General features: G+C 65.1%; 27 protein-coding genes. 14 read left to right on the forward strand and 13 right to left on the reverse strand.

The window, feature by feature from the left end; genetic code table 11:
* Position 1 precedes the first annotated feature (1 nt).
* The 4 genes from FRF71_RS00265 to dapA form a co-directional block, all read right to left on the reverse strand.
* The gene (locus tag FRF71_RS00265; RefSeq protein WP_238339310.1) at positions 2-2422 is read right to left on the reverse strand and encodes a hybrid sensor histidine kinase/response regulator; all 2421 of its coding nucleotides are present in this window, start codon (positions 2420-2422) and stop codon (positions 2-4) included.
* Positions 2419-3000, reverse strand: coding sequence for a DUF2062 domain-containing protein (locus FRF71_RS00270; RefSeq protein ID WP_147088664.1), 582 nt, complete (start codon positions 2998-3000; stop codon positions 2419-2421). Before FRF71_RS00270 ends, FRF71_RS00265 begins: the two co-directional genes overlap by 4 nt.
* Entirely contained in the window at positions 2997-3479 is a 483-nt protein-coding gene (gene smpB, locus FRF71_RS00275; protein ID WP_147088665.1) for an SsrA-binding protein SmpB, read from the reverse strand. The genes FRF71_RS00270 and smpB overlap by 4 nt, the downstream gene beginning before the upstream one ends.
* 81 nt (positions 3480-3560) lie before the next feature.
* Positions 3561-4442, reverse strand: coding sequence for a 4-hydroxy-tetrahydrodipicolinate synthase (gene dapA / locus FRF71_RS00280; RefSeq protein WP_147088666.1), 882 nt, complete (start codon positions 4440-4442; stop codon positions 3561-3563).
* Positions 4443-4532: 90 nt separating this feature from the next.
* Between dapA and FRF71_RS00285 the strand changes: the two genes are divergently transcribed.
* The 8 genes from FRF71_RS00285 to FRF71_RS00315 all read left to right on the forward strand — a co-directional run bounded on the left by FRF71_RS00285 (position 4533) and on the right by FRF71_RS00315 (position 9865).
* Positions 4533-6497 (forward strand): lytic transglycosylase domain-containing protein, encoded by a 1965-nt coding sequence (locus FRF71_RS00285; protein WP_147088667.1) that lies wholly within the window; start codon positions 4533-4535, stop codon positions 6495-6497.
* Between the two features lie 4 nt (positions 6498-6501).
* Positions 6502-6987 (forward strand): GreA/GreB family elongation factor, encoded by a 486-nt coding sequence (locus tag FRF71_RS00290; RefSeq protein ID WP_147088668.1) that lies wholly within the window; start codon positions 6502-6504, stop codon positions 6985-6987.
* A 116-nt stretch (positions 6988-7103) separates the two neighbouring features.
* Entirely contained in the window at positions 7104-7283 is a 180-nt protein-coding gene (locus FRF71_RS15370) for a hypothetical protein (protein ID WP_161597855.1), read from the forward strand.
* Positions 7280-7504 carry a hypothetical protein gene (locus FRF71_RS00295; protein ID WP_147088669.1) on the forward strand — a complete coding sequence of 75 codons (225 nt, stop codon included), beginning with the start codon at positions 7280-7282 and terminating at the stop codon, positions 7502-7504. The genes FRF71_RS15370 and FRF71_RS00295 overlap by 4 nt, the downstream gene beginning before the upstream one ends.
* A 45-nt stretch (positions 7505-7549) precedes the next feature.
* A complete protein-coding gene (locus FRF71_RS00300) occupies positions 7550-7732 on the forward strand; it encodes a DUF4169 family protein (protein ID WP_147088670.1) in 183 nt (60 codons plus the stop codon).
* 67 nt (positions 7733-7799) lie between these two features.
* Positions 7800-9152, forward strand: a complete 1353-nt coding sequence (locus tag FRF71_RS00305) for a peptide MFS transporter (protein ID WP_147088671.1) — start codon at positions 7800-7802, stop codon at positions 9150-9152.
* 5 nt (positions 9153-9157) lie between these two features.
* Positions 9158-9361: a hypothetical protein gene (locus FRF71_RS00310; RefSeq protein WP_147088672.1), complete on the forward strand. Its 204-nt coding sequence runs from the start codon at positions 9158-9160 to the stop codon at positions 9359-9361.
* Between the two features lie 6 nt (positions 9362-9367).
* Entirely contained in the window at positions 9368-9865 is a 498-nt protein-coding gene (locus FRF71_RS00315) for an invasion associated locus B family protein (RefSeq protein WP_147088673.1), read from the forward strand.
* 6 nt (positions 9866-9871) lie between these two features.
* Here FRF71_RS00315 and FRF71_RS00320 read toward each other — a convergent pair whose 3' ends face one another.
* Positions 9872-10534, reverse strand: coding sequence for an outer membrane protein (locus FRF71_RS00320; protein WP_147088674.1), 663 nt, complete (start codon positions 10532-10534; stop codon positions 9872-9874).
* A 162-nt stretch (positions 10535-10696) separates the two neighbouring features.
* Between FRF71_RS00320 and rlmN the strand changes: the two genes are divergently transcribed.
* From rlmN to FRF71_RS00345, 5 genes are all read left to right on the forward strand, one after another.
* Positions 10697-11941 carry a dual-specificity RNA methyltransferase RlmN gene (gene rlmN / locus FRF71_RS00325; RefSeq protein ID WP_147088675.1) on the forward strand — a complete coding sequence of 415 codons (1245 nt, stop codon included), beginning with the start codon at positions 10697-10699 and terminating at the stop codon, positions 11939-11941.
* 108 nt (positions 11942-12049) lie between these two features.
* Positions 12050-12403 carry a glycine zipper 2TM domain-containing protein gene (locus FRF71_RS00330; protein WP_147088676.1) on the forward strand — a complete coding sequence of 118 codons (354 nt, stop codon included), beginning with the start codon at positions 12050-12052 and terminating at the stop codon, positions 12401-12403.
* 59 nt (positions 12404-12462) lie between these two features.
* Complete coding sequence (locus FRF71_RS00335; protein WP_147088677.1) at positions 12463-13215, forward strand: SDR family oxidoreductase; 753 nt, start codon at positions 12463-12465, stop codon at positions 13213-13215.
* Entirely contained in the window at positions 13215-13793 is a 579-nt protein-coding gene (locus tag FRF71_RS00340) for a TMEM165/GDT1 family protein (protein ID WP_147088678.1), read from the forward strand. The genes FRF71_RS00335 and FRF71_RS00340 overlap by 1 nt, the downstream gene beginning before the upstream one ends.
* Positions 13794-13836: 43 nt before the next feature.
* The gene (locus FRF71_RS00345) at positions 13837-15111 is read left to right on the forward strand and encodes an SAM-dependent methyltransferase (protein ID WP_147088679.1); all 1275 of its coding nucleotides are present in this window, start codon (positions 13837-13839) and stop codon (positions 15109-15111) included.
* Positions 15112-15791: 680 nt separating this feature from the next.
* Here the strand turns inward: FRF71_RS00345 and FRF71_RS00350 are convergent.
* Together FRF71_RS00350 and FRF71_RS00355 are read right to left on the reverse strand one after the other, a co-directional pair.
* Positions 15792-16607: a hypothetical protein gene (locus FRF71_RS00350; RefSeq protein WP_147088680.1), complete on the reverse strand. Its 816-nt coding sequence runs from the start codon at positions 16605-16607 to the stop codon at positions 15792-15794.
* Between the two features lie 594 nt (positions 16608-17201).
* Positions 17202-17639, reverse strand: a complete 438-nt coding sequence (locus FRF71_RS00355) for a DUF1801 domain-containing protein (protein WP_147088681.1) — start codon at positions 17637-17639, stop codon at positions 17202-17204.
* A gap of 73 nt (positions 17640-17712) precedes the next feature.
* Between FRF71_RS00355 and FRF71_RS00360 the strand changes: the two genes are divergently transcribed.
* Positions 17713-18927 carry an argininosuccinate synthase gene (locus tag FRF71_RS00360; RefSeq protein ID WP_147088682.1) on the forward strand — a complete coding sequence of 405 codons (1215 nt, stop codon included), beginning with the start codon at positions 17713-17715 and terminating at the stop codon, positions 18925-18927.
* Between the two features lie 744 nt (positions 18928-19671).
* On the opposite strand, the gene FRF71_RS00365 is transcribed toward FRF71_RS00360, so the two are convergent.
* The 6 genes from FRF71_RS00365 to FRF71_RS00390 are packed head-to-tail and all read right to left on the reverse strand — an operon-like array spanning position 19672 to position 26092.
* Positions 19672-20928: a class I SAM-dependent RNA methyltransferase gene (locus FRF71_RS00365; RefSeq protein ID WP_147088683.1), complete on the reverse strand. Its 1257-nt coding sequence runs from the start codon at positions 20926-20928 to the stop codon at positions 19672-19674.
* Positions 20925-22322 carry an NAD(P)H-hydrate dehydratase gene (locus FRF71_RS00370; RefSeq protein ID WP_147088684.1) on the reverse strand — a complete coding sequence of 466 codons (1398 nt, stop codon included), beginning with the start codon at positions 22320-22322 and terminating at the stop codon, positions 20925-20927. The genes FRF71_RS00365 and FRF71_RS00370 overlap by 4 nt, the downstream gene beginning before the upstream one ends.
* Positions 22306-22635 (reverse strand): hypothetical protein, encoded by a 330-nt coding sequence (locus tag FRF71_RS00375; RefSeq protein ID WP_147088685.1) that lies wholly within the window; start codon positions 22633-22635, stop codon positions 22306-22308. The genes FRF71_RS00370 and FRF71_RS00375 overlap by 17 nt, the downstream gene beginning before the upstream one ends.
* 26 nt (positions 22636-22661) lie before the next feature.
* Positions 22662-24509 carry a dihydroxy-acid dehydratase gene (ilvD, locus tag FRF71_RS00380; RefSeq protein ID WP_147088686.1) on the reverse strand — a complete coding sequence of 616 codons (1848 nt, stop codon included), beginning with the start codon at positions 24507-24509 and terminating at the stop codon, positions 22662-22664.
* A gap of 60 nt (positions 24510-24569) precedes the next feature.
* Entirely contained in the window at positions 24570-25298 is a 729-nt protein-coding gene (locus tag FRF71_RS00385) for an N-formylglutamate amidohydrolase (protein ID WP_147088687.1), read from the reverse strand.
* Entirely contained in the window at positions 25295-26092 is a 798-nt protein-coding gene (locus FRF71_RS00390) for a 4-(cytidine 5'-diphospho)-2-C-methyl-D-erythritol kinase (RefSeq protein WP_147088688.1), read from the reverse strand. The genes FRF71_RS00385 and FRF71_RS00390 overlap by 4 nt, the downstream gene beginning before the upstream one ends.
* Between the last annotated feature and the right edge of the window lie 7 nt (positions 26093-26099).

Raw genomic sequence — 26099 nt, forward strand, 5'->3', positions numbered from 1 at the left:
CTCAGATCCTGGCCGCGGCCAGTACGCCGCCGACCTTGTCGGTCACCTGCTGCACGGTGAAAGGCTTGGGCAGGAAGTGGACGTCAGCAATGTCGATCTCCTTGCGGAGCTGTTCCTCGGCATAGCCCGACATGAACAGCACCGGCAGCGAGGGGTGGCGGGCACGGATTTCGCGGACCATGGCGGGGCCGTCCATGCCCGGCATGACGACGTCGGACAGGACCAGGTCAAACTCGGCGCCCTGCTCGACATAGGCCAGGCCCTCGTCACCATCGGCAGCAGCGGTCACGGTATAGCCAGCCCGGGTCAGCGCGCGTTCGGCGACGGCGCGGACCATGTCCTCGTCCTCGACCAGCAGCACCCGCCCGCCCCCGGCCCACTGCGCGGCAGGTTCCGCGCGCACGGTCTTGGCAGCGAGTTCCTCCGGGCTGGCATGGTGGACCGGCAGGTAGACGGTGAACTTGGTGCCCTTGCCCACTTCGCTGTCAGCAAAGATGAAGCCGCCCGATTGCTTGACGATGCCGTAAACGGTCGAGAGGCCCAGGCCCGTGCCCTTGCCCTGTTCCTTGGTGGTGAAGAACGGTTCGAAGATCTTGCCGAGGTAATCGGGGGCAATCCCCGTGCCGGTATCTTCCACCACAAGCGCGGTGTAATCGACCTGCGGCATGATCGCACTGCGCATTGCGCGCACGTCGGCAGCGGTCACCCGGCGGGTGGCAAGCGTGATCTTCCCCCCGCCGATCTCACCCTTGGCCAGCACCGCGTCGCGGGCATTGACCACCAGGTTGACGATCACTTGCTCCAGCTGGCTGGGATCGGCGCGTACGGCGCCCAGATCGCGGTCATGCGCGACGGAGAGCTTCACTTTTTCCCCGATAAGCCGCTTGAGCAAGGTCGAGACATCCTGGACCACATCCGGCAATTGCAGCACTTCCGGGCGCAGCGTCTGCTGGCGGCTGAAGGCCAGCAGCTGACGGGTCAGGCTGGCCGCGCGGTTGGAATTGGCGCGGATCTGCTGGATGTCGTCATAGTCGCTGTCACCTGGCGTATGGCGCAGCAGCATAAGGTCACAGGTGCCAAGGATCGCGGTCAGCACATTGTTGAAATCGTGCGCGACGCCTCCGGCCAGCTGGCCCACGGCCTGCATCTTGGTGGCCTGGGCCACCTGGCGCTTGAGCCGGGTTTCCTCGCTGGAATCGGTCAGGCTGAGCAGCACTGCCGCCTCGCCCAGACCGCGCACGCCCGCAAGGCTGAGCGTTACCGGATCTTCCGGCTGGGTGCGCAGCCGCACGGCCAGGTCACCCGCAGCAGCAGGCCCTTGCGCAAAGCGGCGGATCGCATCTGAGATCGCGCCTTTGTCTTCCTGCACCACCAGGTCGGTCGGATAGACCGGCGGGGCCTCGCCCTCGCGGCCGGCGGCACGCATGAAAGCGGGGTTGGCAAAGAGCAGCCGCCCATCGCGATCGGCCATGGCCAGGCCCAGCGGCAAGTTGCCGAGCAAGGCCTCGAGGTGCGGGACCGCGGCCGTCCCTTCCACCGCGCCGCCGCCCAGGCCAACCCCGGCCTCGACCAGCAGCATCAGCGAAGGCGTGGTGCCATAATCGACCGCACCCGGCGCATCGGGATCACGCACCGGCAGATAATACATGGTCAGCGGGTTGCCGCGCCGGCCTTCGCGGGCCCAACTCACCTGATCGCGCTCATCTTGACGCAGGAAGGCGGTGAACTCCTGGCCCGTCAGCAGGGCTGCCGGATCACCGGTGGCGCGGGCGGCAAAGCCGGAACTGGCGGCGCGGATCTTGCCATCAGGATCGACAATCGCCGCCGCCATCCCGGCCGCGGCGAGCGCGCGGCCGAGCTTGCCATCAAGGTGCGGAACCAATTCGGCCACCGGATCTGGGTTGGACAGCGGACTGATCGTCCAGACCAGGTAATCGTCGCCGCGACCAGCCCGCTGCGCCTCGGCGCTCCAGCGGCCGCTTTCGTTTTCGATGATGTCAGCCTTGCCCTGCCCGTCGCGCCAGCCCGAGCGGCCCGCCTTGGCCAGCCGTTCGAGCGAGGCGTTGTCGACCGGCAAGCGCGGCGGGGCGTGGGCCGTGGTGAACCATACCTCGAAAGCGCGGTTGGCGCAGACCAGTCGGCCGGCCCGGTCAGTGATTGCGACCGCGCAATCCGGCCGGTCGATCGCCGCAACGGTCACGGACCAGTCTGGCAGCGCATATTCCACCTGCTGCTGCACTGGCTTTGGCCTGGCCAGCACCCAGGTCAGCCCACCCAAAGCGACCAGGCCGGCCGCAAAGGCGGCCACTGCGGGCGCGCTGTTAGTAGCGAGCCACACGATGCCAAGGCTGACGGCCAGCGCCGCGCCCACTAGCAGCCGCTCGCTCCCGCTGACGGCCAGCCGAGAGCCGGGCGCGCTCACGGCTGGATCGGTTCCTGCTGCCGCCTCTGCGCGACAATCCGTTCCTGGGCCGCGCGGCGCTTGCGGCGGACCCAGCTGGTCCAGGTGAAGGAGGAAACAAGGTAGCCAACTGCCGCGCTGATCGTCGAGACGATGAACAGGCCCAGCAGCATGGCTGGGGCCGCATCGGATAGCAGCCAGCTGGCCCACTCATTGATCCCCGCCCCACGCTCATAGAGCCCGTAGAACGTTTCCACGTCCGCATGGAAGCCCAGCTTGTTGCCCAGCCAGATCGAGCCCGCAATGATGAACGGCGTGGTCGCCGGGTTGGACAGAAAGGTCATCAGCGCGGCCAGCGGAATATTGCCGCGGCACGGCACGCACATCAGCGCGGCACCGATGATCTGGATCCCCGGGATCAGCGCGAAGATGCCGACCAGTAGGCCAACCGCCACCCCGCGCGGGACCGAGCGGCGGGTAAAGCGCCACAGCTCCGGCCGGCGAGCGAACGGCCCGACCCAGCGGTTGTGCTCCAGTTCCTCGCGCCGGGGCATGTTGGCCCGGGCCCAGCGGAGTATGCGGGAAGAAAAGGTGGTCATTTGTTTTCCCGCATAATCCGCGCCTGGTCACGCTTCCAGTCGCGTTCCTTGATGGTGGCGCGCTTGTCCGCCACGTTCTTGCCCTTGGCCAGTGCCAGCTCGACCTTGGCGCGGCCGCGGCCGTTGAAATAGATCGACAGCGGCACCAGCGTCATGCCCTTGCGTTCAACCGCCCCGGTAAAACGGGCAATCTCGCGCTCATGCAGCAACAGCTTGCGCGGGCGCTTGGGCACGTGGTTGAAGCGGTTGCCGTGGCTGAACTCCGGCACGTTGGAATTGATCAGCCAGACCTCGCCGTTCTTGACCTCGGCATAGGCCTCGGCGATCGAGCCTTCGCCGAACCGCAGGCTCTTCACCTCGGTTCCGGTGAGGGCGATCCCGGCCTCGGTCGTATCCTCGATGTAATAATCGAACCGCGCCCGCCGGTTCTCGGCGACCACCTTCTTCTTGTCGAACGCTGCGTGGGTCGGACGGGCCATTATGCGGGCCATGTAGGACTGAAGCGGCAAAAAAGAAACTGCCAGTCCCACTTAAATGAAGTGGAAACAGGCTGGCCTGATTCAAACGAGTCCGGCGTGCTCCAGCGCAGCGTCAACCGCGCGGCGACTTTCGGCGCTGCAAGCGACCAGCGGCAGGCGGACTTCCTCGTTCAGCCAGTCACAGACGCGGCTCAACGCGTACTTGACCGGACCCGGCGAGGCATCGGTGAAAAGTGCCTGGTGGAGCGGAAACAGCCGTTCGTTGAGTTCGTGCGCCCTGGCCCTGTCTCCGGCCAGGCTTGCCGCCTGGAACTCGGCGCAGAGCCGCGGCGCCACGTTGGCGGTTACCGAGATACAGCCCACCCCGCCCCCGGCGTTATAGTGCAGCGCCATGTCATCATTGCCGCAAAGCTGGATGAAGTCCGTGCCAAGCGCCAGACGGTGCGCGGTCAGCCGGGTCATGTCGCCGCTAGCGTCCTTGATGCCAACGATCCGCTCCGGAAAACGGCGGGCCAATTCGATCACCGTTTCAGGCTTGATATCGGTCACTGTCCGCCCCGGCACGTTGTAGAGCACGATCGGCAGATCGACCTTTTCGGCCAGATAGCTGAAATGCGCCAACAGCCCGGCCTGGCTGGGGCGATTGTAATAGGGCGCCACCATCAAGGCGGCATCGGCGCCCAGCGCCTTGGCTTCCTGCATGTGCCACAGCGCAGTTTGCGTATCGTTGCTGCCGCAGCCGGCAATCACCGGCACGCGGCCGGCTGCCGCCTCTACCGTCACGGCGAACAGGCGGTGCTGCTCATCGTTGCTGAGCGTCGGTGCTTCACCGGTCGTGCCGCAGGGCACAAGCGCGGCGGAACCTTCGACAATCTGCCAGTCAACCAGGCGCCGAAAGGCCGCTTCATCCACTGAACCTGCGGCGAATGGGGTGATCAGCGCCGGAATCGAGCCGGAGAACATGGACTTTTCCCTTCTGCTTGGCCCATAGGAAGCCGTGGCCGCCATCCCGCAGCCGCCTGTTCAGCGCCTGATAAGGAGCCTTTGCCAAGAATGTCCAGCATGGTCCGCACGACATTTGCTTTGCTGCTGGCAAGCCTGGCGATAACCCCTTCGATTGCTTCGGCGCAGGATGGTGCCGATTGGGATCGCGCACGCGCCGCGCAGGCTGCCGCCCCGGCCACGCCAATGGCCCTGGCCGTCGCGCGGTGGAAGCTGCTGACCAGTTCCGATCGCTTCCTGTTCGACGATTACGCCAGCTTCCTGCTAAGCTATCCAGGCTTCCCCGAAGAGGCCAAACTGCGCGGCTATGCCGAACGCGCGCTGGAGCGGGAAAGCCTGCCGGCCGATCGGATCGCGGCCTTCTTCGATCGCTATCCCGCGCTGGGCAATGCCGCCCGCGCCCGCCACGCCCTCGCCCTGTTCGAACTCGGCCGGCCTGAAGCCGTCGAACTTGGCCGCGCAGTGTGGCGCGGCGGGCCGATGAGCGATCTCAGCGAAGCGGCACTATCGGCGCGCCTCGCCAATGTCCTGACCCCGGCGGACCATGACGCGCGGATGGATGCGCTGCTGTGGAACAGCAATTCGGCCCAGGCGACCCGCCAGTTGCTCTACGTCTCGCCCGCTGCTCGGCTGGTGTTCCTGGCGCGGTTGGGGCTGGTCAATGGCCAGGATCCGGCAGCGCAGGGACTGGATCCCGGCCCGGGCGTGCTCCGCGATGCCGGCTATGTCTACAACCGCGTGCGAATGCTGCGGACCACCGGGCAGGCTGCCCTCGCCTCGTCAGTCATGGCGACGCGACCGCCGCTGGCTGCTCCGCCGCGCGATGCCCGGCGCTGGATTGGCGAGCTGCTGGCAACCGCGCGCCGCAGCGAAGCGGCCAATGCGGTGCGGATCGCCGCGGCGATTGATGAAACCTTTGCACCGGGCACTGATGTCAGCGCGCAGTCCTTCGCGATCCGTGACGACTACACTTCGCTGATGTGGCTGGGCGGGACCAAGGCGCTGTATGAGCTGGGCGATGCCAGCCGCGCTGCGCCCCTGTTCTATCGCTATGGCGCCGCCGCGCGCAGCCCGCAGACCCGTTCGAAGGGTTATTACTGGGCCGGTCGCGCCATGGCCCAGGCGGGCAACCTGGCCGAAGCCAACCGCTACTTCGAAATGGCGGCGATCTATCCCGAGCAGTTCTATGGCCAGCTCTCGCTGGAGCGGTTGGGACGTCCGCTACCGGCCTTCAACCAGGTGCCCCGCGCGGTGCCAACCGCGGCTGAGCGCGCTGCGTTCAATGCCCGCCCCCTGACACAGGCTGTGCGCGAAGTGGCGCGCGATAGCGACTGGCCGACCGGCGTGCGCTTTTTCCGCGAGATCAGCGATCAGGCCCTGACCGAAGCCGACCACGTGCTGGTGGCCGACCTTGCGCGCGAGCTGGGCCGCCGCGACCTTGCCGTGATCCTGGCCCAGGCGGCGCATACCGATGGCTTCGGCGAATTTCACAAGACTGGCTATCCGCTGATCCCGGTGGTCGCAGGGGCGAACTGGACCATGGTCCATGCAATCACCCGCCAGGAAAGCCAGTTCGCGATGAACGCGATCAGCCACGCTGGTGCGCGCGGGCTGATGCAGCTCATGCCAGGAACTGCGCGCGAGCAGGCGGGCAAGCTGGGCCTTGAATACAGCCCCGAGGCGCTGACGACCGACGCCGGCTACAACATCATGCTGGGCGATGCCTATTTTCGGCGGATGCTGGATTACTTCGGCGGCAGTTACCCGCTGGCGGTGGCAGCCTATAATTCGGGGCCGGGCAACGTGAACAAGTTCCTGCGCGCCAACGGCGATCCACGCAATGGCGGGATCGACTGGATCGACTGGATCGAGCGCATCCCGCTGACCGAGACGCGCGGCTATGTGCAGCACGTGCTGGAAAACGCGGTGGTCTATGAAGCGATGAACCCGGACAAGGCGCGGCTGGGCGGACCCAATGCGCTCAGCCGGTTCATCGGCAAGCGCAACCCAGGTTGAACCGGTGAAACCCGACGGTCCGCCAATCACCCCTGCCGGGATGGCTGCCTTGCGGGCGCGCTATGACCACCTGCTTGGCACCGAACGTCCGCAGATCGTCGAGATTGTCAGCTGGGCCGCTGGCAATGGCGATCGCAGCGAGAATGGCGACTACCTCTATGGTCGCAAGCGGATGCGCGAGATCGACCGCGAGCTGGCCCATCTAGCGCGGCGGATGAAATTCTGCCGGGTGGTCGATCCAGCCCGGCAGGAAGACCGCAAACGCGCCTGGTTCGGTGCAACGGTCACGATCGCCGACGAGGATGACAACCAGCGCACCGTCACACTGGTGGGCGATGACGAACAGGATGCCGGCCAGGGCCTGATCGGCTGGTCCGCGCCGCTGGCCCGGGCGCTGCGCGGCGCGGCGGTCGGAGACCTGCGCCGGGTCCACCTGCCTGGCGGCGAAAAGGAATGGGAAGTCGTCGCGATCACCTATCCGCAGCCCTGAAAGCCTTGCTATTCCTGCAGTAAGGTCCATAGGGATGGCATCGTGAGCAGACCGTCGGTAAGCGCTCGCGACTGAGAGACCAATCGCGCTCCCGCTTACAAGCTGTGGAGCCCCCCATGGATCTCAATTCCCAATACTTTCGCCACCAACGCGCCATGATGCAGGCCGCTGCGGCAGCTTGCGCCGGACAGCGGCACACTCTGCTGGGTGAAGCCGCCAGCATCGCGCGGACAATCGCTGGCCACCAGAACAGGCTGGGCGCCCCGGCCTTCGCCGGCTGGAGTCTCCTCGGATGAGCCGGGCGATGAACCTCTCGCTCAGCGAGGCCGAGGTGCAGAACGCCTGCGCGCAGGCCCAGATCCGTATCAGTGCGATCGAACCGCTGCCGCAGGCCGGAACCCACGTGGTCTGCGTGACCAGCGAAGGAGCCGATGCACTTCGGAAAAAGCTTGGCAAGCACCTCATCGAGGGCAAGGTGAAGCGCTTTGCCTTCTACCGGATTCCCAGCTCCTGGTAGGGTGACGGCTTTTCCCCGTGTGCAGTTTCTGCAAAGGGGGCAGCCATGGCCGACGTGATCAACCTGCGCCTTGCCCGCAAGGCTCGTGACCGAAGCGACAAGCAGCGTCAAGCCGAGGCCAATCGCGCGCGGCACGGGGCCAGCAAGGCTGAACGCACCCGCGTGACGGCTGAAGCAGAGCGGGCGGCGCGGCTGCTTGACGGCAAACGCCGCGATCCAGCCGACTGAACCGGGCGAAATCGTTTCGTAATCCCGGTGCAGGGGCCTAGCCTCTGCCGCCGGGGGGAACCGGACTATGGTGACGCAAGCAATCGACAGAACCGAGCGCGAGCGGCATCCGCGCGGGCTCTGGGTGCTGGCCTTCACCGAGCTGTGGGAGCGGTTTTCCTATTACGGCATGATGGCGCTGCTGGCGCTCTACATGACCAAGCAATTGCTGCAGCCGGGCCATGCCGATAAGGTCTGGGGCCTGGCCGCGCTGCGCCACTTCTTCGAATTCCGCGGGCCGATGTCGGACATTGCCTTCACCTCACTGGTGTTCGGCTGGTACGGGGGGCTGGTCTACTTTACGCCGATTCTGGGCGGTCTGGTGGCTGACCGCTGGTTGGGGACCCGGCGCACCGTAACGCTGGGGGCCGTGTTGATGGCCGCCGGGCACCTGGCGATGTCGCTGGACCAGACCTTCCTGATTGCCCTGCTGATGCTGATCCTGGGATCAGGCTGCCTCAAGGGCAATATCACCACGCAGGTCGGCGCGCTCTATCCGGCCGAAGCGGAATCTCTTCGGCAGCGCGGCTATGCGATCTTTTCGACCGGGATCAACATCGGCGCGGTGATCGGGCCACTGGTGACCGCAGGAGTGGCGGCCGCCTTTGGCTGGCACGCTGGCTTTGCCGTTGCGGCGGTGCTCATGTTGCTGGCGCTGGCGGTCTATCTCGGCGGTGGACAGCACCTGCCCGATGGCCGCCCGGTCCTCACCGGCGCCGATCTGCCTCTGGCCGAGGCCGGCGACAGCCGCCGCCTGGCCGCTCTTCTTGTGATTGTGGCACTGGTTATTCCGGCTTCGGTCGGCTTTCTGATGATCAGCGGGATCGGCATGATCTGGATCGATGGCTATGTGAACCTGGCGACGCCGCTGGGTGCGGTGCCGGTCGGCTGGTTCAACTCGCTCGATTCCTTGTCCAGCATCCTGATCGCGCCGTGCCTGATCCTGCTGTGGGCCTGGCAGGCACGGCGCCAGCGCGAACCATCGGGCCTGACCAAGATCGCCATCGGCAGCTTGCTGGTCGCGCTTTCGTCGCTGGCCTTTGCAGTGGGGAGCGCGCTTTCGCCGCAGCCGGGGACAGTCCCGGCGGTCTGGGCGCTGACGGGCTACCTTGGCATGGGGGTGGCATTCATGTGGTATTGGCCAGTACTGCTGGCTCTGGTGTCCAGTAGCGCACCGGCCAGGGTCAATTCGACGATGATGGGGGCATCCTTCCTCGCCTTGTTCATCGGCTCGGTCAGCGGCGGCTGGCTGGGCAGTTTCTATGACCAGATGACCCCGGCTGCGTTCTGGACGATCAATGCGGCCGTCCCTGCCGCAGGCGGTCTGTTGACGTTGCTGCTGCGCGGCCCATTGCAGCGCGCGCTGCAGCCCGCCACATAGGATAGATGCGGACCACATTCGATCAGGCCACTGTGCGGCTCTACCATCTCGACAGCGAAGCCATCGGCGGCACGGCGACCACGCTGCTCTATGGCCCACTGGCCCAGGTGCTGGACCACGCTGCGGCACAGGATCCCGGGATCCAGGCGGATCTGTTCATCGCCACCGACAATGACGTGGTTGCCTATCTCGACCTGATCGGGGAATAGGCGGGAGTGCGCCTTGCTACTCTTCTTGTCAGCGTGGCCCTGATCGCCGCCCCTGCGCTGGCGCGCGACAGCCTTGGCATGTTCGGGACCTGGGGTGCCTTCAGCGATCCGCAGGCACCCGGCGGACCGCGCTGTTATGCGATTGCCATGGCCGCGCCTTCGACAATGCAGCGTGATTATCAACCCTATGCCACGGTCGGCACCTGGCCGCGCCAGCAGGTGCGCGGGCAGGTGCATTTTCGTCTCTCGCGCAGGTTATTGCCGAATGCGCCGATCACCCTGATCATGAGCGGCCAGCGTTATGCCCTGGTAGGCGGGGGCGGCGATGCCTGGGCGGCGGACAAGCGGATGGATGCAGCGATCATCGCGGCAATGCGCTCGGCCGGGCAAATGACCGTCAGCGCCCGCGACGCATCCGGACGCGGCTTTACGAACTCCTGGTCACTCGACGGGGCAGCGACGGCGATGGATGCCGCCGCCGTCGGCTGCGCCCGTCTGCGTTAGGCTGGCCTAGAAGCGCAGGCCAACGCTCGCGACGACCTGGTGGCGGTCGGTATCGATCCGGAAGCGGCTTGAATCCGGGGTCTGTCCCTCGAAATCGAACTCGGCCTCGCTATACTTAGAGTAGCGATATTCGATCTTGGCGAAGGCGTTTTCACTGACCGCAAGCTCGACCCCGCCGCCCAGACGCCAGCCATCGGTATCGAGCCGCTGGTTGAGGTTCACCGTCCCGTCGGTCCCGACCAGATTATAACGGGCATTGGTGTAACCACCCTTGACGTAGGCCAGGGCATTGCTGCCGATGATCAGGCCGGCGCGCGCACCAACGTAGATATCGCGGCCGGTTTCTACTCGGCCCAGGTTGAACGTGTTCGGTACGCCGTCGGTGTTGCTCTTGGCGGTACTGTCGGTCAGCTCGGCCTCTGCACCGATCACGGCCGATTGGCCAATGGCGAAGTCGAAGCCGACGCCGCCACCATAAAGCAACCCATCGACCGACTGGTCGAGATCGCGCGTGGTGTCGTTATCGACCGAGCTACCGGAACGGCTTTTGTCCCAGCCGACCGTGGCTTCAACCCGGGGGCCGGTAAAGGTCGCCTGCGCATCCTGCGCCAGAGCAGGGGTTGCCGACAAGACGGTGCCGGCAGCGAGTGCTGCGAGGATTTTCTTCATTACTAAATCTCCAACCTGTTTGCCCAAATCTTGCAGGCTCCCGGGAGAAGCCACTGGCGGCGCTGTAGTTCCGCGCGACGGGACAGGCGGAGCTTGCGGCACGGCAGAGGCCCGTGGGCAGCGCCTTTGCGCTTTGCGGCCAGGTTCCCTATATGGCGCGCCATGCAGATTCCCGGCCTTATCGATCCTGTCCCCGTCGCGCGCGACATCACGCCGCGCGAAGATGGCCGCGTTGACCTGATCGGTCTGCCGAAAAAGCGGATAGCCGAGCTGTTCGAAAGCGCCGGGCTCGATCCAAAGGCCGCCAAGCTGCGCGCCAAACAGGTGTTCCACTGGCTCTACCACCGCGGCGTGACCGATTTCGAAGCGATGACCGACATCGCCAAGACCATGCGCCCGTGGCTGGCGGAACGCTTTGTGATCGGCCGCCCGGAAATCGTCCTTAGCCAGCATTCCAGCGACGGCACCCGCAAGTGGCTGCTGAGGACCGCCGATGGGCACGAGTTCGAGATGGTCTTCATCCCCGATGCCGATCGCGGCACGCTGTGCGTTTCCAGCCAGGTCGGCTGCACGCTCAACTGCCGGTTCTGCCACACCGGCACGATGCGGCTGGTCCGCAATCTGACGCCGGGTGAGATCGTCGGTCAGGTCATGCTGGCGCGCGATGCGCTGGGTGAATGGCCCAAGGCGGGCCAGGCTGACCTGTCGGCGCTGGGCGATGACCTCGTCGATGACGATGGCGGCTATTCGTCCGACGGGCGCCTGCTGACCAATATCGTGATGATGGGCATGGGCGAGCCGCTCTATAACTTCGACAATGTCCGCGATGCGCTGAAGCTGGTGATGGACGGCGATGGCCTCGCCCTCTCCAAGCGCCGCATTACCCTTTCCACCAGCGGCGTCGTGCCGATGATGGCCAAGTGCGGGGAAGAGATCGGCGTGAACCTGGCGGTTTCGCTCCACGCCGTGACCAAGGACATCCGCGACGAGATCGTGCCCATCAACCGCAAGTATGGCCTGGAAGAACTGCTCCAGGCCTGCGCCGACTACCCCGGGGCCAGCAATGCCCGCCGCATCACCTTTGAATATGTGATGCTGAAGGACAAGAACGACAGCGACGAGCACGCGCGCGAGCTGGTCCGGCTGATCAAGCAGTACAAGCTGCCGGCCAAGGTCAACCTGATCCCGTTCAACCCCTGGCCCGGCGCGATCTATGAATGCTCCAGCCCAGAGCGTATCCGCCGCTTCTCCGAGATCGTCTTTGAAGCGGGCATCAGCGCCCCGGTCCGCACCCCGCGCGGGCGCGATATTGATGCCGCCTGCGGCCAGCTCAAGACCACCGCCCAGAAGCTGAGCCGCGCCGAACTGGACCGCCTGGCCGAGGAAAAGCAGGCTGCTTTGGGTTGATTTGCTCGGCTGGGCGCGCAAACGCCACGGTTTACCAACGGCTGAAATCCAGCGTTCAGATTGCAGGGTAGAGAGTTCTCCAACAGTTTCGAAAACAGGAGAACACCAATGTTCCGTAAGACCCTGATCGCCGCCACGCTGGCAACCGTCGCTCTTCCTTCCGCTTCGGCCTTTGCCGATCCGCCGCGCTGGGCCCCGGCCCACGGCTATCGCGCCAAGAACGGCGACATCGCCTATCGCCGCACCGATAACGGCATCCGTTACTGGGAAGGCAGCGACGGCCGCTATTACTGCCGCCGCGGTGATGGCACCGTCGGCCTGCTGGCTGGTGCCGCTGTCGGCGCCCTGCTCGGCCGCGCAATCGACACCCGCGGTGAGCGTGCCACGGGCACGATCCTGGGTGCCGCAGCCGGCGCGCTGATCGGCAACGAGCTGGCCAAGGGGCCGACGCGCTGCCGCTAAGGGCCCTGCCCTGAACTAACCCTTTGCCAGAGCGGCCGGGTGTGCATAGGGGAAGCCCCATGCCCCCGGCCGTTTTCATTACTGGCGCTGGCAAGCGCATCGGTGCGGTCCTCGCGCGCGCCTTCGGCACGGCGGGCTGGCACGTGGTGATCCACGTCCACCATTCACCCGATGCCGCCCATGCCCTTGCTGCCGAACTGCCCTCCGCCGAGGTGGTTCAGTGCGACCTGGTCGATGGCGAGGCCGCACTGGGAATGGTCGCCGAGGTCGCCAATCGGCTCGATGACTGGCGCGTGCTGGTCAACTGCGCCGCCGTGTTCCGCTATGACGATGGCGCGGCTATTGACCCGGCGGTCTTTGCCGAGGCGATCACAGTGAACGCCGAAACCCCCACCCGCATGGCCCAGGCCTTCCTGGCCCAGGCCCGGGCGAAAGGGGGCAAGCGGGTGATCCAGTTCCTCGACCAGAAGCTGCTCAACCCCAATCCCGATTTCTTCAGCTACACCATGGCCAAGCAAGCCTTTGCCTCCACCGTGGCCATGCTGGCGATGGCGCAGAAAGACCTGGCCCACCGCATCTACGGCCTCGCCCCCGGCGCAATGATGGCCAGCTTTGACCAGCGCGAGGACGAGCATGAGGCGAGCGGGAGGATGAATCTGCTCGAGCGGCTGACCGATCCCAAGGAACTGGCTGATGCCGCGCTGTTCCTGGCCGAAGGCTGGGCGGCCAGTGGTCAGACGCTTTACATCGATTCCGGACAGCACCTGCTGGCCCAGCCCCGCGATGTGCTTTTTCTCGCCAGAGGATTGTAATGCTCGAAGCTTTCCTGGCGTCGACCGCCGTCGTCGCGCTTGCCGAGATCGGCGACAAGACAATGCTGCTGGCGATCGTGCTGGCCGCCCGCCTGCGCGCACCCTGGGCGATCCTTGCCGGGATTTTGGTGGCGACGATGGCGAACCACGCCCTCGCCGCGCTGGTTGGCAGCCAGGTTGCCGGTCTGCTCGACGCGCCGTGGTTCCGCACGGCGGTTGCGCTGGGCTTCATCGCCATGGCCGCCTGGACGCTGATCCCCGACAAGTTCGACGATGACGATGACAACGTCACCCAGCGCGGCAGCGCCTTCCTGACCACGTTGGTGGCCTTCTTCCTGGTCGAGATGGGCGACAAGACCCAGGTCGCGACCATTGCGCTGGGCGCGCAGTACCACTCCGTGCTGGTCGTGGCCGCCGGAACCACGCTGGGCATGATGCTGGCGAATGGCCCGGCGGTGTTCCTGGGCGAGAAACTGGTCGAGAAGATCTCGCTCAAATTGACCCGCACGATTGCCGCGCTGCTGTTCCTGCTGCTTGGCCTGTGGCAACTCGCCGAAGTCCTCGGCTGGCTCGGCTGATTGGTGCTTGCACTGGCCGGCAAGAGGCATAGTCTCTTGCCCTATGTGGCTGCTCGACAAGATGCTTCGTGCCCTGATCCGCAAGGGTCAGCTTCGTGTCGTCGATCATGACGGCAGCGAACACCGCTATGGCGATCTTTCCACCGATCCCGTCACCATCCGCCTGACCGACAAGGGCGCGGCGCTGCACATCGCCCGCGATCCCCGGCTCGGCGCGGGTGAGGCCTATACCGACGGGCGGCTGGTGGTAGAGCCGCCACACGACATCCGCGATATGGTGCTGCTGGTCATGGCCAATGCCGCCGGGTCGGGCACCGGGCTCAAGCCCCCCAGCCCTGCGAAGAAGCTGCTCGACCGGTTGGGTTCCCGGCTAGACCAGATCAATTTTCGCAGCCGCGCCAGCAAGAACGTGGTCCACCACTATGGCCTGACCCGCGAGTTCTATGAGCTGTTCCTCGATGAGGACCGGATGTACTCGATGGCCTACTTTACCGATCCGGCCAACTCGCTGGAGCAGGCCCAGGTCGACAAGAAGGCGCTGATCGCGGCGAAGCTCAACCTGCCGCGCGATGCCAGCCATATGCGCGTGCTCGACATCGGCTGCGGCTGGGGCGGGTTCGGGCTGTTCCTCAATCGCCACTATGGCTGCGAAGTGCTGGGCGTCAGCCTGGCGCCCGACCAGGTCAAGTTCGCCAATGAACGGGCCGCGGCGGCAGGCGTGGCCGACAAGGTCAAGTTCGAGCTGATTGACTACCGCGACGTGACCGGCACGTTCGACCGGATCAGCTCGATCGGAATGATCGAACACCTCGGCAAGCCGCATTACGAGGAATATTACGGCAAGACCTTTGGCCTGCTGGCCGACGATGGCGTGATGCTGACCCATACGATCGGCAAGCCCGGCATGTCCGGATCGACCGATGCCTGGGTGCGCAAATACATCTTCCCCGGCCACTACCTGCCCTGCGTCAGCGACCTGGCGATTGCGCACGAGCAGACTGGCTGGAAGATCGCCGACATCGAGGAACTGCGCGTCCACTACGCCTGGACCCTGGCCGAATGGTACCGCCGCGCGGTGCTCCACCGCGAGCAGATCGTCGCGATGTTCGACGAGCGCTTCTTCCGGATGTGGCAGTTCTATCTGGTCGGCGCCGAGCAGGGCTTCCGCAACGGCACCATGGTCAACTTCCACGTCCAGGCGACCAAGCGCGAAGGCGTGCTGCCGGTGACGCGGGATTACATCACCACCGAAATGGCGCGGCTGTCGGCGGCGGAAGGTGTGCCGACCTGGCATCTGGAGCGTCAAGCGGCGGAGTAGCGGCTGACACGCAAACCGTGGGCATTTGCTCGCCACCATGATGAGTGACCGGAAGGCGATTTGGCCTCCGATCTGATATAGCTAACCAGCAAAGGGGCGCGCCAGTCGAGTCGGATAAGGGGCAATCATGGAGGACGGGAGCGTTTGGGAGGTCGATCGCGTTGCGGCAGCAGAATTGCTGTCTTTGTTGAAGCAGACTTCCGAAGAAGATTGGGGGCAAGTGATCGCGAAGGCGTTCTCCAGATCCCGCTTTCAGAATTACCAGTGGGCTGCCACGCGCGTTCGCGATTCCGCGATAAGAGTCCTTGAGCAAGAGGCGAATGAGGAATTTCATCGCCGGGAAGCCATTTGGGCGGATGGGTATAGGCATGCAGAAGCGTGTCTTATCTCTCAGACACCAGCGGAGCTCTTGGAGACTTTTGTCCCTCCCCCCAAGTCACAAGGACAGCTCCTGAGAGCAATGCTTCGCTCCGCGAGGCAGCAGTCCGCCGCCAAACCAAAGACCAGTTAGGCGCTCGAAGCGCTGGGCTACGAGTTCTGCCGCCCAGTTCCTGTTCGAGTTTGGCTGCCAACCGCGCAATCACTCCTCGGGCGAGCGCAGTGTCGCCGCCATTGTCAGTTCCGCTTTTGGAGCGGGGAAAGATCGGTGCCTATGGCTGCCTTGTTGGGGGAAGCGGACCTCAGCGCCCCTTATTCATCACTACGGTTGATCGACCACGAATTGGCAGGGTGGTCCAGGCTAGCAGGACCCCGACGAGAATAACCACTATTGCCAAGATCGCCCCCTTATTGGGTGCGGCGACCGCAGTGGTAAGGTCGTTCAGTCGATCAATGCTGGCAAGATAGGCCTGCAGCCCTACCGCCAAGGGACCCGAAGCGACCGTGAAGAGATAAGGCCAGCCGTTCCTCCAGTCCTTCGCGAACATCAGTAAACCGATCGCGAGATTGACGTTGAGGCTCATCTGGCCCGCCGTCTGGAACCGGTAAAAGGTTTCCGGGCCCTCGATCCTGTAGGCGGGGGCGAATGCGATAAGTGCAAAGAAGATCGCAGGACCAAGAAAGATCAACAGGGTGCTCGTCATAAAGGCACCGTGCACTTTGCGCTGCCTTCTCAGGGCAAACGCGAGTACTAGAATCGATCCCAGCCAAAGGGTGCCAACGACGTTCTGAACGATCAGGAAGTCCGGCTGACCGCTTGCAATTGCCGACTGTGCACTATGCACTGCGAGAAACGCGGCTGAGCCGACTAGCAGCGGCCCGGCAGCCAGAACTGCCAAGCCTACCTGGCGGTGGAGCTGCCACTTTCCTTGTGCCAGCAACATCACCTGAGTGAGCAGGAGGCCCATCCAGCCGAATGTAGTAGCGACATGGAAATGATGGTGCGGTTCTGCCTCCGCACGTGGACCGACATAAATACTCCAGAAGCCCAGCATTCCGACGACCATTGTGATCAAGACGAGCGCAATCTCCGCCGCATAAGGCCGGTATCGTTTCATACTCCCACCTTTTCCACCCATTTCCTGGTCGGCTTCGGTCCTGGTCGGAACGCTGGCACGAGCCGGGTCTGAGAGCAAGGGTATGGCTTCGCTTCGGCCGGTTCCTCGCATGCCGACTTCACAAAGCCTTTTGCGACCTCGTTGCGGGGCACAAATGTCCGCAACGTTGTCGATTCCGGCGTGCCTGCTGACCTCGGCAAGTTTGGTGAAAGCAGACAAGCCGGCAGACACCTTTCTACTCGTCACCCCGGACTTGATCCGGGGTCCAGCTGCCTTGCTTTCCGGACCGGTTTCGGTTCTCCCGCAATGCAAGCGTGATGGCTGTTGGATGGCTCAGCACTTTGCCCGCCTGCATTTTCCTACACACCCGCCGCCTGATATGATCAGCGCTGCTCTTTCCAATCGTTGATCCCCGCACCGCCCAGTCAGCGCGCTGGCCTGGCTCGTTCGCGCGCTGCTTTTTTCTTCTGCCACTGACGGATTCCACGGCAAAACCCATTAAAATCCTTTTACTTCAACAGTTTTCGGATGTTGGAAGAAGCGGACTCAGTGTCAACTGTGTCAACTCCAGCGTAACGCTGTCGCGACGCGGGCTTAGTTCGGATAGGCCTCGTTCATGCACTGCCAGCTCAGTGCCACCAGTTCTTCCAGCACGGCTAGGTCCACATCTGCCAGCTTGTTGATGTAGAGGCAGGACTTGCCGGTCTTGTGCTTGCCCAGCCGCGCGAAGAGGTCGTCGGCCTTGGCCTGATGGTTGCAGTAATTGCCCATCAGGTAGACCGTCAGCGCCGCCTTGCGCGGGCTGAACCCGCCGCGACACATCGTCCCTTCGCGGCCGCTGTCGTACTTGTAGCTGTAGCTGCCGTAACCGATGATCGAGGGGCCCCACATCGCCGGTTCGAAGCCCGTCGCGCGGCGGTGCAGCGCGTCGATTACCGCGGCTTCCTCGCGCCGCCGCTGATCCGGCACGGCGGCGATGAAATCCGCTACGCTCACTTCCGTCGCCTTGGTCTTGTTCTCAGCCTTGGCCACCCGCTTGCCCTCCTACCCCCATTGTCCTAGGGGCCGCGTCGAATCCTATCTCTTTTCCAGCGGAATTCCAGCCATGAGCGACATCAAGCGTGTAGTCCTCGCCTACTCCGGCGGCCTCGATACCTCGGTGATCCTGAAGTGGCTGCAGGTGACCTACAATTGCGAGGTTGTGACCTTCACCGCCGACCTCGGCCAGGGCGAAGAGCTGGAGCCGGCCCGCGCCAAGGCGAAGCTGATGGGCGTGCCGGACGAGCACATCTACATCGACGACCTGCGCGAAGAGTTCGTGCGCGATTTCGTTTTCCCGATGATGCGCGCCAATGCCCGCTATGAAGGCGACTACCTGCTCGGCACCTCGATCGCGCGGCCCCTGATCTCCAAGCGGCTGGTCGAGATCGCCCATGAGACCGGCGCCGATGCCGTGGCCCACGGCGCGACCGGCAAGGGCAATGACCAGGTCCGCTTCGAACTGTCGGCCTATGCGCTCGATCCCAATATCAAGGTGATCGCACCCTGGCGCGAATGGGACCTGACCAGCCGCACCGCGCTGATCGCCTGGGCCGAAGCGCACCAAATCCCGGTACCCAAGGACAAGCGCGGCGAAAGCCCGTTCTCGACCGACGCCAACCTCCTCCACACCTCGTCGGAGGGCAAGGTGCTCGAAGATCCGTGGGAGGAGACCCCGGACTATGTCTATTCGCGCACGGTGAACCCGGAAGACGCGCCCGACGCGCCGGAATACATCACCATCGATTTCGAAAAGGGCGATGGCGTGGCGCTGAATGGGCAGGCGATGTCGCCCGCCACGCTGCTGGCCGCGCTCAATGATCTGGGCCGCAAGCACGGCATCGGCCGGCTCGATCTGGTCGAGAACCGCTTCGTCGGGATGAAGAGCCGCGGGATGTACGAGACCCCGGGCGGCGAGATCTATGCCCGGGCTCACCGCGGCATCGAATCAATCACGCTTGATCGCGGCGCGGCGCACCTCAAGGACGAGCTGATGCCGAAGTATGCTGAGCTGATCTACAACGGCTTCTGGTTCAGCCCAGAGCGCGAAATGCTGCAGGCGGCGATCGATCACAGCCAGGGCAAGGTTTCGGGCACGGTTCGGCTGAAGCTCTACAAGGGCAATGCCAGCGTGGTTGGCCGCAAGAGCCCCAACTCGCTCTACAGCGAACGCCACGTGACCTTTGAGGACGATGCCGGGGCCTATGATCAGAAGGACGCGGCGGGCTTTATCAAGCTCAACGCGCTCCGGTTGCGCCTCCTCGCCCAGCGCGATCGATAAAAAAACGCGTCCTGATTGGGCGCGACTCGATTCTGTCCACCGCAGGCACGGGGTTATCCACCGCCAAACAGGGCGTCTGTGGATAACTCTGCATTTTTCCGCTTGTGCGACTCAGGATTGAGGCGCAGCTTTCAGGTGTCGAGAGGCTAAACCGAACCTGAACTTCCGGCGGGAAACCGCTGAAAGGAAAGGGGAAAACACAACCTCAAGATGCTGGCAGCGATGCCCGCAGCAGTGTCGGAAAACACGCGGGAAAGGCTCTTCGGAGCGGCTCACGCGAACCGCAGATGCAGTGAGCGGCGCGCAGTCAGGAGGCTGCTTCCGAGCAGCCGGAAAGGCGGACGGAAAGCATGGCTTCGGCCAGGCAGACGGAAGGCCGGAACGGCGGGCGGGAAGCGGCTACGGAACCGCCAGGCGATACGGGAAAGGCTTTCGGGCCGGAACCGCCGCCTGACGGGACCGGGACGCCGGAAGCGAAACCGGACGATGAACGCCGGCTCTCACGAGCCAGCCGGAATGTGCGAGACAGTGTGCGAAACATGGCTTCGGCCAGGTGGAGCAGGCCCGATGCGACGAGCATCACGATGCAAGAGCACTCACGGTGCGATGGCACGCGAGGTGGTCGAAAACGCATCACCGCGGCTGAACTGTCCAGGACAACCCCGGAACGGCGATCGCCCAACTCGGCCGGAACAACCGAAGGCGTAGCGTGGGGCTGGTGGTGACACCGGCCCCATTTGCTGTCTAGGCCTGGCGCACGAACAGGCTGGCCAGCTCGACATGGGTCGACCAGCGGAACTGGCCCACCGGGCGCAGTTCCTTAAGCACGAAGCCGGCCTCGGCCAGCATCGCAGCATCCTTGGCCCAGCTGGCCGGATTGCAGCTGATATAGACCACCCGCTGGACTGTGCTCTCGGCAATCCGCTCGACCTGATCGCGCGCGCCGGCGCGCGGCGGATCGAGCAGGACGGCGGCAAAGCGACCCAGCTCATCCGGCATCAGCGGATTGCGGAACAGGTCGCGGTGCGCCGTGTGGACCGGCAGGCCGGTCCGCGCTGCGGCAGCCTTGCAGGCCATGTGCGCGGCCCGCTCGGCCTCGGCAGCAAGCACCTTGGTGTCCGGCCCGGCCAGGGCAAAGGCGAAGGTGCCAAGGCCGGAGAACAGGTCTGCCACGGTCGCGCAGCCCTTCAGCCATTCCTGCGCCGCAGCGACCAGCGCCGCTTCTCCATCGGCCGTCGCTTGCAGGAAGGCCCCCGGCGGGAATAGCACAGCAACACCGGACAGCGTGATCGTTACCGGCTCAGGCTCCCACACCGTATCGGGGCCGTAACCCGCATCCAGCGTCAGCCTCGCAAGGCCATGGTCACGGGCAAAATCGAGCAGCAGTTCGGTCAGCGCCAGCCCCTCGGCGCTGAGACCCTTGATGCCGAGGTCCAGCCCCTGGTCGGCAACCGTGACCTCGATGTCGGCGGCCAGCTTGGCATTGGCGTGCTTGCCGGGTTTGCCCTTGCCCTTCTTCGGCTGACCCTGCCCCAGCTTGATCAGCAGCTTGCGCAAGTCGGGCAAGATGGCAACGATCTCGGGCCGCAGCACCGGGCATTCGCCCAGCTCAACCAACCGATGCGAGCGCGCCTCGCGAAAGCCGATGACCACCCGGCCCTGGCTGCTCTCAGCCCGCAGCGAGGCGCGGCGGCGGCTGGCGGGCGGAGAGAGGTGCGGCGGGGTGATCAGCTCTGCGCCCAGTTCCTGCGCGGACGATGCATTGCTGACTCGCGCCGCGACGAAATCCGCCAGGCTCTCCTCATCAAGCTGCTGCAACTGGCAGCCCCCACACTGACCGAAGTGCCGGCAGGGTGGCGTCACGCGGTGCGGTCCCGGTTCCAGCGTGCCATCGGCGCGCAAGGTGTCGCCCGGCGCCGCGCCCCAGGCATAGCGGCCAGACGGGGTAACGCCGTCGCCCTTGGCGGCGATGCGGATGATCTTCTCGTCGGTGTCAGTCACAGGCAGGCCGCGTAGGCCCTTGCCACCTGCGCCGCAAGCTCTCCGGCGGTAAAGGGTGCCAGCGTGAGCCGTGCCGCCTCACCATGCAGCCAGACGCCTTCACAGGCGGCCGCAAAGGGATCGGCCCCATTGGCAAGCTGGCTGGCAATCGCGCCAGCCAGTACATCGCCGGTCCCGGCAGTCGAAAGCCAGCTGGTGGCGCGCGGGGCAAAGGCCACCCGGCCATCGGGCGCAGCGATCAGCGTATCGGCACCCTTGGCCACGACCACCATGCCGGTCGCTCGGGCAAGCGCCTCGGCCCGTTCGAGCTTGCTGCCGGAGCCATCCAGGCCAAAGGCACGCTCAAGCGCGAACAGTTCGCCCTCATGCGGCGTGGCGATCACCGGCGCCTGGCGCTCGGCCAGATTGTGCGCGCTAAGCAGGATCAGGCCGTCCGCATCGACGACTGCGGGAGTGGGCTCCGATAGGGCAATGGCCAAAATCTCGCGCGCTGCGGCATCGCGGCCCAGCCCCGGTCCGACCAGCAGCGCGGCATAGCGGCTGTCTGTCAACACCTCGGCCAGCGGCTGGCACTCGACAACCAGATCCGGCGGCGCACCCTCAGCCGCGCCAAGCACTTTGACATAGCCTGCCCCGGCGCCCTGGGCTGCGCGCGCCGCCAGCAGCGATGCACCGGGCATGGCTCCTGTTACCACGCCTAGCAGCCCGCGCTTGTACTTGTGAGCATCGGCAGCGGGGGCAGCAAGGCGCGGCCGGCCGATCAGCCGTCCGGCCTCGGGCAAGCCCCTCACGCCGATCGGAACCAAGCGCAGTTCGCCCATGGTCGGTGCCGCAGGAAGCAGGAAGTGCGCCGGCTTCCAGGCGCCTAACGCCAGGGTCAGATGCCAGCTCGGCAAGCCATCGTTAAATGTCATGCCGTTGTCAGCATGGACCCCGCTGGGCAGGTCTACGGCTACCCGGCGCGGATGGCGGGCAGCCAGGCGGTTAAGCAAGGCATGGTCGTCGATGTGCAGCGGTCGGGTCAGGCCGGTACCGAACAGGCAATCGACCAGCACTTCGCCGTGACTGTCGGCATCGCGGCCCAGCACTTGGCCCTGAAAGAGCCCGCGTGCAGCACGGGACGCGGCAGTCTTCGAATCGCTCGCCGCGACCACCTGCACCGAACCGCCACGTTCTCGGATTGCCTCGGCGATGACGTAACCATCGCCGCCATTGTTGCCCGGGCCGCAGAGCACGGTCACTGGCCGCCCTCCGCTCATCCGCCAGACCCATTCGGCCGCGCCGCGTCCGGCGCGCTGCATCAGCTCATCAACCGAAATGCCGCCCGCGATCAGCGCCGCCTCCGCATCGCGCATCTGCGCGGCGGTCAGGACCTGGTCAGGGCTTTGGGGCATCGGCATTCACCGGGACGACATAGCGATCATCGCCCAGGATCACTTCCCAGCGATCGCCCTTCAAGGCTGACTGGCTCTGGTCCGCGCCATCGGCGGCGAGCAGGTTCTGGCCATCGGGACTGGCGACCAGCCGGCGGAACTTGCCATCCGGATGGCGCACAACGAAGGCTGCCCGACCTTCTTCTCTGCCGCGCTCCAGCGTGCAGTCCTGCGTCAGCTCGGTCGCGCCGCCCAGACCGCACCAGATCGTTTCGCTGGTTGCCACTTTGCCCTCGCCCGGTGCCGGATCGCTGCAGGCTAACAGTGCAGCCAATGGCAACAAGGCGAGCGCGGCGCGGATCATTTCAAATTGAGCTGCGACAGGTCCCGAACCGCCCCGCGCGCGGCGCTGGTGGTCATCGCGGCATAGGCCTGGAGCGCGACCGAGACCTTGCGCGGCCGGTCCTGCGCGGGCTTCCAGCCCTTGGCTTCCTGCGCGGCGCGGCGGCGGGAGAGTTCCTCGTCCGAGACGGCAAGGTGGATGGTGCGGTTCGGAATGTCGATCTCGATCCGGTCGCCAGGTTCGACCAACCCGATCTCGCCGCCCTCGGCCGCTTCGGGCGAGACGTGGCCGATCGACAGGCCCGAGGTGCCGCCAGAGAAACGCCCGTCGGTCAGCAAGGCGCAGGCAGCGCCCAGGCCCTTCGATTTGAGGTAGCTGGTGGGATAGAGCATTTCCTGCATGCCAGGTCCGCCCTTCGGCCCTTCATAGCGGATCACCACCACGTCGCCGGCCTCAACCTGCCCGGTCAGGATCCCGGTGACCGCCGCATCCTGACTTTCGAACACCTTGGCCGGGCCAGAGAACTTCAGGATGCTTTCATCGACCCCGGCGGTCTTCACGATGCAGCCATCGCGGGCGATATTGCCGAACAGCACGGCCAGGCCGCCATCTTGCGAGAAAGCGTGCTCTTTCGAACGGATCACACCATTTTCGCGGTCGGCGTCGAGTGCGTCCCAGCGGCGCGCCTGGCTGAAGGCGGTCTGGGTTGGCACGCCGCCTGGCGCCGCGCGGTAGAATTCGTGGACGGCCGGATCGTCGGTGCGGGTGATGTCCCAGGTATCGAGCGCGAGGCCCATGGTCGCGCTGTGGACGGTCGGCAGGTCGGTGTGGAGCAATCCGGCACGGTCGAGCTCGCCCAGGATCGACATGATCCCGCCGGCGCGGTGGACATCTTCCATGTGAACGTCGCTCTTGGCCGGGGCGACCTTGGACAGGCAGGGCACGCGGCGGCTCAGCCGGTCGATATCGGCCATGGTGAATTCCACCCCGCCCTCTGCCGCTGCGGCAAGCAGGTGGAGCACGGTGTTGGTCGATCCGCCCATCGCAATGTCGAGGCTCATCGCGTTCTCGAACGCGCGGAAGCTCGCGATCGAATGCGGCAGGACCGAAGCATCGTCTTCCTCATAGTATCGGCGGCACAGGTCAACTGCGAGCCGGCCCGCCCGCAGGAACAGCTGCTGGCGATCTGCGTGGGTGGCCAGAACCGAGCCGTTACCCGGCAGCGACAGCCCCAGCGCCTCGGTCAAACAGTTCATCGAATTGGCGGTGAACATGCCCGAGCACGAGCCGCAAGTGGGGCAGGCCGAGCGTTCGATCGTGGCGACTTCCTCGTCAGTGTAGCTCTCGTCCGCGGCGGCGACCATGGCGTCGACCAGATCCAGCGCCACTTCCTTGCCCTTCAGGATCACCTTGCCGGCTTCCATCGGTCCGCCCGAGACGAACACGACCGGGATGTTGATCCGCATTGCCGCCATCAGCATGCCGGGCGTGATCTTGTCGCAGTTGGAAATGCAGACCATCGCATCGGCACAGTGGGCATTGACCATGTATTCGACCGAGTCCGCGATCAGGTCGCGGCTGGGCAGCGAATAGAGCATTCCGTCGTGGCCCATGGCGATGCCATCATCGACAGCGATAGTATTGAATTCCTTGGCAACGCCGCCGGCCGCCTCGATCTCGCGCGCGACCATCTGGCCGAGGTCCTTGAGGTGGACGTGGCCGGGCACAAACTGGGTGAAGGAATTGACCACTGCAATGATCGGCTTGCCGAAATCGCCGTCCTTCATGCCCGTGGCTCGCCACAGCCCGCGCGCGCCGGCCATATTGCGGCCATGGGTGGAAGTACGCGAACGAAGGGCAGGCATGGGGTTACTCCGGCAAGAATGTTGCCCGAATTGGGCACTCGCCGCTGCCCTACACGGCAATCAGCCGAGCTTCAACGCCACTTCATTACAGAGTTTCGCCAGACGACCAGCCCATTCCGCCTGCTGCAGCACCGTCGCGATCTGATCCTGCCGCAGTTCGATGCCCAGGTAGGGCCGCCCTTCGGCCTCACAGTGGCGGTTCATGGTATAGTTCAGGAGCTTGCCCGAATAGGGCAGCTGATCGCCAACGCAGAGGCCCTCGGCTTCCAGCAATGGAATCGCGAGCCGCGCGGCCCGGTCATCCTCGTTATAGAGCACCGCCACCTGCCAAGGCCGTGCCTCGTCGCTGGTCGCGAGTTGCGGGGTGAAGCTGTGCAGCGACAAGACCAGCGCTGGCGGGCTGTCATCCAGCAGGGTTGCCAGAGCTGCGTGGTACGGCGTGTGGAACCGCTCCAGCCGCGCCTGGTGCGCGGCATGGTCCAGCGCATTGCCCGGAATGGCGTGGCCGTCGCTGGCAATCGGTATCACGGCAGGCGCATGCGGCTCGCGGTTGAGATCGCAAACCAGCCTGCTGATATTGCCCTGGAAGGCGGCGATGCCGGGGCGTTCAGCGAGCAGCGCGCCCACCCCCGCCACGCCCAGGTCAACGGCGATGTGCTGATTGAGCAGCGCCGGGTCGATACCAAGTACGATATCTTCCGGAACGCGGTTCGAGGCATGGTCGGAGACGACCAGGATTCCGCCGAACCGCGGCTTTCCAAGCAGGCGGAAGGCTTCGTGCGGCGTCACCGGAGCGCCCCCGCCAGCGTCCACCAGCCTTCCGGCATGGCCGCCTGCGCCGCATCGCGCTGGGCCGCGTCATTATAGAGCGCAAAGCAGGTCGCGCCCGAGCCGGACATCCGCGCCAGCACCGGGTCAGTTGCCTCAAGCGCGGCGAGGACCTCTCCAATCACCGGGCAAAGCCCCAGCGCCGGGGCCTCCAGATCGTTGCGCCCGGCCAGCATGATTGCGCGCAGGTCGCCCTGCGGCAGCGGGCCGCGGTCGATCCCGTCCCAGGCCTTGAACACCGGGCCGGTGCTGAGCGGCATGCGCGGGTTGACCAGAAGGCAAGCCATGCCAGCCACGTCATTCGCTACCTCGGTCAGCTCAGTCCCGGTGCCTCGCCCGATGCTGGCGCTGGAGAGAACGCAGGCGGGCACATCGGCGCCCAGTTTGGCCGCCCGAAGTTGCCAATCGTCAGGCAGGCCCTGGCTTTGCTCAACCAACCGGAACAGCGCCCCGGCATCGGCCGAGCCGCCGCCCAGGCCTGCCGCGACCGGCAGGTTCTTCTCCAGCGTCACCGCCCAGCCCTGTTGCCGCGGCAAAGCGGAGAGCGCCTGCATCACGATGTTATCGAAGGGATTGTCGAGCGTTCCGGCAAACTCACCCAACACCCGCAGGCTGTCCCGCTCTGCGTAAGAAACGCTCAGCCGATCGCCCGCATCAACGAAGGCGAACAGCGTTTCCAGCTCATGATAGCCATCCTCGCGCCGCCGCCGAACGTGCAGCGCAAGGTTGATCTTGGCATAGGCGGTTTCGATCACCGGGCAG

This window comes from Novosphingobium ginsenosidimutans (assembly GCF_007954425.1).
In the GTDB taxonomy this organism is placed as follows: domain Bacteria; phylum Pseudomonadota; class Alphaproteobacteria; order Sphingomonadales; family Sphingomonadaceae; genus Novosphingobium; species Novosphingobium ginsenosidimutans.

Bases quoted from the DNA above. Each gene is read 5' to 3' on its own strand.
- FRF71_RS00330 (WP_147088676.1), top strand. From the start codon at position 12,050: ATGTTCCGTAAGACCCTGATCGCCGCCACGCTGGCAACCGTCGCTCTT.
- FRF71_RS00320 (WP_147088674.1), bottom strand. From the start codon at position 10,534: ATGAAGAAAATCCTCGCAGCACTCGCTGCCGGCACCGTCTTGTCGGCA.
- FRF71_RS00335 (WP_147088677.1), top strand. From the start codon at position 12,463: ATGCCCCCGGCCGTTTTCATTACTGGCGCTGGCAAGCGCATCGGTGCG.
- dapA (WP_147088666.1), bottom strand. From the start codon at position 4,442: ATGTTCTCCGGCTCGATTCCGGCGCTGATCACCCCATTCGCCGCAGGT.
- FRF71_RS00285 (WP_147088667.1), top strand. From the start codon at position 4,533: ATGTCCAGCATGGTCCGCACGACATTTGCTTTGCTGCTGGCAAGCCTG.
- FRF71_RS00345 (WP_147088679.1), top strand. From the start codon at position 13,837: ATGTGGCTGCTCGACAAGATGCTTCGTGCCCTGATCCGCAAGGGTCAG.
- smpB (WP_147088665.1), bottom strand. From the start codon at position 3,479: ATGGCCCGTCCGACCCACGCAGCGTTCGACAAGAAGAAGGTGGTCGCC.
- rlmN (WP_147088675.1), top strand. From the start codon at position 10,697: ATGCAGATTCCCGGCCTTATCGATCCTGTCCCCGTCGCGCGCGACATC.
- FRF71_RS00360 (WP_147088682.1), top strand. From the start codon at position 17,713: ATGAGCGACATCAAGCGTGTAGTCCTCGCCTACTCCGGCGGCCTCGAT.
- FRF71_RS00350 (WP_147088680.1), bottom strand. From the start codon at position 16,607: ATGAAACGATACCGGCCTTATGCGGCGGAGATTGCGCTCGTCTTGATC.
- FRF71_RS00305 (WP_147088671.1), top strand. From the start codon at position 7,800: ATGGTGACGCAAGCAATCGACAGAACCGAGCGCGAGCGGCATCCGCGC.
- ilvD (WP_147088686.1), bottom strand. From the start codon at position 24,509: ATGCCTGCCCTTCGTTCGCGTACTTCCACCCATGGCCGCAATATGGCC.
- FRF71_RS00310 (WP_147088672.1), top strand. From the start codon at position 9,158: ATGCGGACCACATTCGATCAGGCCACTGTGCGGCTCTACCATCTCGAC.
- FRF71_RS00370 (WP_147088684.1), bottom strand. From the start codon at position 22,322: ATGCCCCAAAGCCCTGACCAGGTCCTGACCGCCGCGCAGATGCGCGAT.
- FRF71_RS00300 (WP_147088670.1), top strand. From the start codon at position 7,550: ATGGCCGACGTGATCAACCTGCGCCTTGCCCGCAAGGCTCGTGACCGA.
- FRF71_RS15370 (WP_161597855.1), top strand. From the start codon at position 7,104: ATGGATCTCAATTCCCAATACTTTCGCCACCAACGCGCCATGATGCAG.
- FRF71_RS00295 (WP_147088669.1), top strand. From the start codon at position 7,280: ATGAGCCGGGCGATGAACCTCTCGCTCAGCGAGGCCGAGGTGCAGAAC.
- FRF71_RS00270 (WP_147088664.1), bottom strand. From the start codon at position 3,000: ATGACCACCTTTTCTTCCCGCATACTCCGCTGGGCCCGGGCCAACATG.
- FRF71_RS00340 (WP_147088678.1), top strand. From the start codon at position 13,215: ATGCTCGAAGCTTTCCTGGCGTCGACCGCCGTCGTCGCGCTTGCCGAG.